Consider the following 6,420-nt stretch of genomic DNA (forward strand, 5'->3'; position numbering starts at 1 on the left):
ACAGGCGCCTGACGGCGCGGTTGTTGATTAATGGGAACGGGTTCGCAACCAGCCGACCAGCCAGCAGAGGGCTGCACCGGCGAGACTGGCTTGTCCCCACTCAATGTGTTGTTTTTGGGTCAGCAAGAATACACCCGCCAATAGCAGGCTGGCTCCAACCCCTAAGAGGTAGCGGGCCTGCCCCTGCCGACGGCTGTGACGGCGGAACTCGGCAAACATCTGGTCGAAATGACGCTGCTGATGACGGGTCTGACGCAGGGTCTCATAGACCAGCTCCGGCAGCTCCGGCAGCTTCTCGGCCCAGAATGGCGCCTTCTCCTTGATGGCGTTCAATACCGACTTTGGCCCCACCTGTTCGTGCATCCAGTTCTCGAGGAACGGCTTGGCGGTCTGCCACAAATCGAGCTGCGGGTAGAGCTGACGCCCCAACCCTTCCACATAGAGCAGGGTCTTTTGCAGCAGCACCAGCTGCGGCTGCACCGTCATATGGAAGCGACGTGCGGTGTTGAACAGGTTGAGCAGCACGTGACCGAACGAAATTTCGGAGAGCGGCTTCTCGAAGATGGGCTCCAGCACGGTGCGAATGGCAAATTCGAATTCATCCACCTTGGTGTCTGCCGGTACCCAGCCCGACTCCACATGCAGCTCCGCCACCCGACGATAGTCTCGGTTGAAGAAGGCGAGGAAGTTCTCCGCCAGATAGCGTTTGTCTTCCCGATTGAGGGTACCGACGATGCCGCAGTCGATGCCGATCCAGAGCGGGTTTTCCGGATGTTCGTAAGAGACGAAGATGTTGCCCGGGTGCATATCGGCGTGGAAGAAGCTGTCGCGGAACACCTGAGTGAAGAAGACCTCGACCCCGCGCTCGGCCAGCAGCTTCATATTGGTGCCGTTGGCTTCCAGCGCTGGAATGTCGGAGACCGGAATACCGTAGATGCGCTCCATCACCAGCACCTGCTCGCGGCAGAGGTCGGTGATGATTTCAGGCACATAGAGCGCCTCGGAGCCGGTGAAGTTGCGGCGCAGCTGGATGGCGTTGGCCGCCTCGCGCATCAGGTTCAGCTCGTCGAGGATGGTCTTGCGATACTCCTCCACCACCTCGATGGGGCGCAGTCGCGCACTCTGGGGCACGAAGCGGGCCACCAGACGGGCCAGCGCCTGCATCAACCGCAGGTCAGCCTCGATGACCGGCTCGATGTCGGGACGGATCACCTTGATGACGATCTCGCGGCCACTATCCTTCAGCCGGGCAGTATGCACCTGCGCGATGGAAGCCGACGCCAGCGGCGTCTCGTCGAAGTCGTCAAACAGGGTTTCGATGGGACAACCCAGGCTCAGCTCGATCTGCTGACGCGCCGCCTGACAACAGAAGGGGGGCACCCTGTCCTGCAGCAGGGCCAGCTCCTCGGCGATATCCGGCGGCAACAGGTCGCGGCGGGTCGAGAGCATCTGGCCAAACTTGATGAAGATGGGGCCAAGGGCCTCGAAGGCGAGGCGGATGCGGGCACCGCGGCTGAGATCCGGTTGCTTGTTCTTGAGCCAGAACAGGGAGCGACGGGCCAGACGACCCGGCCAGGGTTGATAGCGGGCGGGCACCAGCTCGTCGATGCCCTGCTCCAGCAGGATGGTGATGATGCGATAGAGGCGTTTGAACTCCTTCGGGGTCATCAGGTCACCTGCTGTTCGAAGCGGGCCAGCCGCAGTTCGACGGCCTTGAGCTGCTGGGCCAGCACCTCGACATCATCGTTGAAACTCGCCACTTCCAGCGGGCCGGGGGCGAGGCGGGCCTCTTCGGTCAGATATTCCGCCAGCTGGCTGCGGGTACGGCACAGCTCGCGGCCGACCAGACGACGCGCCTGACGGGCACCGCTGAACAGGGTGTGGGCAACGACATCGCCGGTATAGCGCGACAGCTCCTCTTCCCAGTCGATATCCAGCTCACCCAGCAGCACGCTGAATGCCTGTACCAGCTGGGGATCACCGCTCAGATCCAGTTTCTCCTCGCGGATATAACGGGTCAGGGCGGACGGGTCTTTCAGCAGACCGAGGGCGGTCAGCGACAGGCTAAGCACCGCATCCGCCTCCCCTTCATGCTGGGCCAGCACATCCAGCCGACGCTCGGAAAAGACGAACCAGAGCGGCTTGAGTTCACGCAGCTCCAGCTTGAGCACCTTGCCCACCAGTTTGCGCAGCCGCTCCGGGCTCTGTTTGTCCAGCGCCAGCAACTGGTTGAGGCTGGTTTCGATCACCGCGGTGACCATGGCATCCATCGGCATAGGCAACCTTAAAACTTGTAACCGCGGTGCAGGGCGACCACACCCTGAGTCAGATTGAAGTACTCCACCTGCTCGAAACCGACATTTTCCATCATGCCGGCCAGGGTCTGCTGATCCGGGTGCATACGAATAGACTCTGCCAGATATTTGTAGCTTTCACTGTCGTTCGCGACGATTTCGCCCATTTTCGGCAGCAGTTTGAAGGAGTAGAGGTCATAGAGCTTGGCGATCACTTCACTGACCGGCTTGGAGAACTCCAGCACCAGCAGACGGCCACCCGGCTTGAGCACCCGGAACATGGAGGCGAGCGCCTTGTCCTTGTCGGTGACGTTGCGCAGGCCGAAGCCGATGGTGATGACGTCGAAGTGGTTATCCGGGAAGGGGAGCGCCTCGGCATTGGCCTGCACGTAGGAGACGTTGTTGGCGACCCCCAGATTGCGCAGCTTGTCGCGGCCCACTTTCAGCATGGAGTCGTTGATATCCGCCAGTACCACCTGACCGGTCTCGCCGACGATGCGGGAGAACTTGGCGGTCAAGTCACCGGTACCACCGGCCAGATCCAGCACCTTCTGGCCCTTGCGCACACCGGAACAGTCGATGGTGAAGCGCTTCCACAGGCGGTGGATGCCGAACGACATCAGATCGTTCATCAGATCATACTTGGCTGCCACCGAATGGAAGACACCTGCTACCAGAGTTTCCTTCTCGGTCGCGGCCACGGTTTTAAAGCCAAAATGCGTTGTCGTTGCTTGTTCTGACATCCCTTAAACACCCATAGAGCAAAGAATGGCCGCCAGTTTACCAGAGCCACTGGCGTCCGGACACCTTAAACCCGGCTCGCAACCAACTGCATGCCCAGCACCACCATGGCCAGACAGAGGAAGAGATTGAGACCGATATTGAGCAGCGCTTTCAGATAGGCTCCATGTTGAGCCAGCACTACCGTATCGAGGGCAAAGGAAGAAAACGTGGTCAGGGCACCGAGGATCCCCACCATCAGCAGCGGCTTCATCGGGTGTTCTACCACATGACCGTGACTGATGAGGGCGAATGCCACCCCCATGATGAAAGAGCCCACCACGTTGACCACCAGAGTCCCGTAAGGAAAGTGGCGCCCCAGCAGCAAGGCCATCAGTTCGGCAATCCCAAAACGAAGGCAGGCGCCGATGGCGCCCCCTGCAGCAACATAGAACCAGGTTTGCATGGTGTCACTCCCTCAGGGTCAGGCCGCCATTATGTCGCAATGGCGGCCCTTGTGCCCAGAGGCGGAACTAATCGACATCCAGCCTGATTGAAATCTCAGCGGCGAAAATCGATGGGCTCGGGCTGACCCAGCACGATTTCGGTCTGGGCCGGGCGGGTCTGGGCAATCACCTTGCCGTGGCGGATCGAGTAACGCACCGGCACCTGACGGCGCACCGCATCGAAGCCGTTGTCGGCGGGCAGGACCAACAGGTTGGCCGGTTTGCCCACTTCGATACCATAGCGATCCTGCACATTCAGGGTACGGGCGCTGTGGCTGCTGATCAGCTTCAGACCGTCGTTGATCTGCTCGTAACCCATGATCTGGCAGACATGCAGCCCCATGTGCAGCACCTGCAACATGTTGGCGGTGCCCATGGGATACCAGGGATCGAACACGTCGTCGTGACCGAAACAGACGTTGATGTTCGCCTCCAGCATCTCTTTCACCCGAGTAATGCCGCGGCGTTTGGGATAGGTATCGAACCGCCCCTGCAGGTGAATGTTCACCAGCGGATTGGCCACGAAGTTGATGTCCGCCATCTTGAGCAGACGGAACAGGCGGGAAGCATAAGCGCCGTTGTAGGAGTGCATGGCGGTGGTGTGACTGGCGGTGACTCTATGACCGATACCCCGCTCGTAGGCCAGGGTCGCCAGCGTCTCGATGAAACGGGACTGCTCGTCATCGATCTCGTCACAGTGCACATCGACCAGAACCTGATACTTCTCGGCAAGATCGAAGATGTAGTGCAGACTTTCGACCCCATATTCCCGAGTGAACTCGAAATGGGGGATCGCGCCAATCACGTCGGCACCCAGCTTGATCGCCTCCTCCAGCAGTGCCTTGCCGTTGGGGTAGGAGAGAATTCCCTCCTGCGGGAAGGCGACGATCTGCAGCTCGACCCACTCCTTCATCTCTTCCCGCACTTCCAGCATCGCCTTGAGCGCAACCAGATTGGGATCGGAGACATCGACGTGAGTACGGACAAACTGGATGCCGTTGGCGATCTGCCACTTCAGCGTCTGGATGGCACGCTGTTTCACATCCTCATGGGTCAGCAGCGCCTTGCGCTCGGCCCAGCGCTCAATCCCCTCGAACAGAGTGCCGGAGAGGTTCCAGCTCGGCTCGCCCGCCGTCTGGGTGGTATCGAGGTGAATATGGGGCTCGATAAAGGGCACGATGGCCAGACCGCCCTCCCCGTCCAGCACCCGACCGGCGACGGCATGTTCGTCATGGGGTTCGATGGCGGTGATGACCCCATCCTGACAGCGGATCTGCCACAACCCTTCCCGATCGGCCAAACGAATATGTTGAATCAGCATTTGCTAGCTTCCTGTACCAGAACCGGCCGCTGGGTGAGGCGAACCAGAATGAAATAGGTGAAGGCGGCGCCCAATACCGCGTTGAGTGGCACTATGCCCGGCAGCCACTTGCCGACAGCTACCCCGACTGCCGTTGCTACCAGCGCCTGCCAGCGCACCGTCTCAAACTGCTGATCGGCAAACTGACGGTAACGCTCACGATTGAGCAGGAAATCCATGATGATAATGCCACCAATCGGCGGGATTGCCGTACTCAAAAAGGCCAGCCAGCCGACAAAGTTGTTGTAAAGCCAGAGGGCACAGGCGGTACCGATCAGACCGTTGATCACGCTGAGCGGCTTGCTCTTGAGACCGGTAATGTTGGCAAAACCGAGGCCGGAGGCGTAGAGGGCGTTGTCGTTGGTGGTCCAGATATTGAGGCCCAGCACCAGAATGGCGGGGATCAGCAGCCCCTGCATCAGCATCACCTCCGAGATATCGGCCTGCCCGGTCACGGCCGCGCCGGCTGCACCGAAAACGAACATCAGAGTGTTGCCCAAAAAAAACGCCACCATGGTAATCATGACGGCGCCCCAGGGTTTGCGACCAAAGCGAACAAAGTCGGCAGTCAGGGTTCCTGCACTAATGAAGGAACCAACCACCATGGTCAGCGCCGTGGTGAACTCGATGGGATTGCTTGGTTGCACCTGCTGCAACGCAGCCATGCCACCGGTCGAGGTCACTGCCAGCCAGACCGAGTAGCCGCCAAGCAGTGCAATGGCCGGTACTGCCACAAAGCTCAGCACCATCAGGGCAGAGATTCCGAAGTAGACGGTCACCGTCATCAAAATGCCCGAAATAGCGATCAGCCAGTTCACATCTATGCCGGTCGCCTTCTGCACCGGCAGGGCAAACATCGCCACGCCCACGCCAAACCAGCCGACCTGAGTACCGCCCAGCAGCAGGGATGGCAGCCAGGAACCTTTGACGCCGAAGGAGTATCGCGCCAGCAGATGGGTAGAGAGACCGGTTGAGGCACCGATATAACCGAGACAGGCTGTGTAGATCCCCAGCAGCAAGTTGCCGAGCAGTACCGCCTTGATGAAGTCATCGAACACCAGCCCTGTGCCCAGCGCACCACCGGTCCACATGCTGGCAGAGAAGAAGGTCAGGCCGAGCATCACCAGCATCAGCGAAAGCACACCTTTGCGCCCTTTGGCGGGTACCGCCCCCAAACAGTATTCGTTATCCTGCGCCATGCTCTCTCTCCACGTAATAGGCAAAACGCGCCGGATTTTACATGTAAAACGTTTTACGTCAATCAATCATGGTTAAATATCTGGACAAAACCATCAATAGCAGTCAAATGAGTAACCAATTGGGACTTAAATCAGCAGATAAACAGTGTCGACTGCAAGCAGAAGGGGTTGCGGGAATAGGGAATGTAAGGGGATATAACAAAAATGACAGATGCAAAAAAGCCTCCCTTTTCAGGGAGGCTTTCTATTTAATGGTGCTGATACCCAGAATCGAACTGGGGACCTCATCCTTACCAAGGATGCGCTCTACCGACTGAGCCATATCAGCACACTAACCGGTA

At 59.1% G+C, this 6,420-nt stretch carries 6 protein-coding genes and 1 tRNA gene; all 7 read right to left on the minus strand.

The window, feature by feature from the left end; translation table 11 throughout:
- Positions 1-27: 27 nt before the first annotated feature.
- The 7 genes from ubiB to ACW5XC_RS18320 all read right to left on the minus strand — a co-directional run bounded on the left by ubiB (position 28) and on the right by ACW5XC_RS18320 (position 6,407).
- Positions 28-1,668, minus strand: coding sequence for a ubiquinone biosynthesis regulatory protein kinase UbiB (gene ubiB, locus ACW5XC_RS18290; protein ID WP_042054698.1), 1,641 nt, complete (start codon positions 1,666-1,668; stop codon positions 28-30).
- Positions 1,668-2,276: a ubiquinone biosynthesis accessory factor UbiJ gene (locus tag ACW5XC_RS18295; RefSeq protein WP_021230987.1), complete on the minus strand. Its 609-nt coding sequence runs from the start codon at positions 2,274-2,276 to the stop codon at positions 1,668-1,670. The genes ubiB and ACW5XC_RS18295 overlap by 1 nt, the downstream gene beginning before the upstream one ends.
- 8 nt (positions 2,277-2,284) lie before the next feature.
- The gene (gene ubiE / locus ACW5XC_RS18300; RefSeq protein WP_005342396.1) at positions 2,285-3,037 is read right to left on the minus strand and encodes a bifunctional demethylmenaquinone methyltransferase/2-methoxy-6-polyprenyl-1,4-benzoquinol methylase UbiE; all 753 of its coding nucleotides are present in this window, start codon (positions 3,035-3,037) and stop codon (positions 2,285-2,287) included.
- A 65-nt stretch (positions 3,038-3,102) separates the two neighbouring features.
- On the minus strand, positions 3,103-3,480 hold the full coding sequence (crcB, locus tag ACW5XC_RS18305; RefSeq protein WP_005339378.1) for a fluoride efflux transporter CrcB: 378 nt from the start codon (positions 3,478-3,480) through the stop codon (positions 3,103-3,105).
- 95 nt (positions 3,481-3,575) lie between these two features.
- Positions 3,576-4,841: a cytosine deaminase gene (locus ACW5XC_RS18310; protein WP_042054699.1), complete on the minus strand. Its 1,266-nt coding sequence runs from the start codon at positions 4,839-4,841 to the stop codon at positions 3,576-3,578.
- The gene (gene codB, locus ACW5XC_RS18315; protein ID WP_042054700.1) at positions 4,835-6,079 is read right to left on the minus strand and encodes a cytosine permease; all 1,245 of its coding nucleotides are present in this window, start codon (positions 6,077-6,079) and stop codon (positions 4,835-4,837) included. The genes ACW5XC_RS18310 and codB overlap by 7 nt, the downstream gene beginning before the upstream one ends.
- A gap of 252 nt (positions 6,080-6,331) precedes the next feature.
- Positions 6,332-6,407: transfer RNA gene (locus ACW5XC_RS18320), tRNA-Thr, on the minus strand.
- Positions 6,408-6,420: the final 13 nt, after the last annotated feature.

Source organism: Aeromonas sp. 25-AL00135 (genome assembly GCF_054052385.1).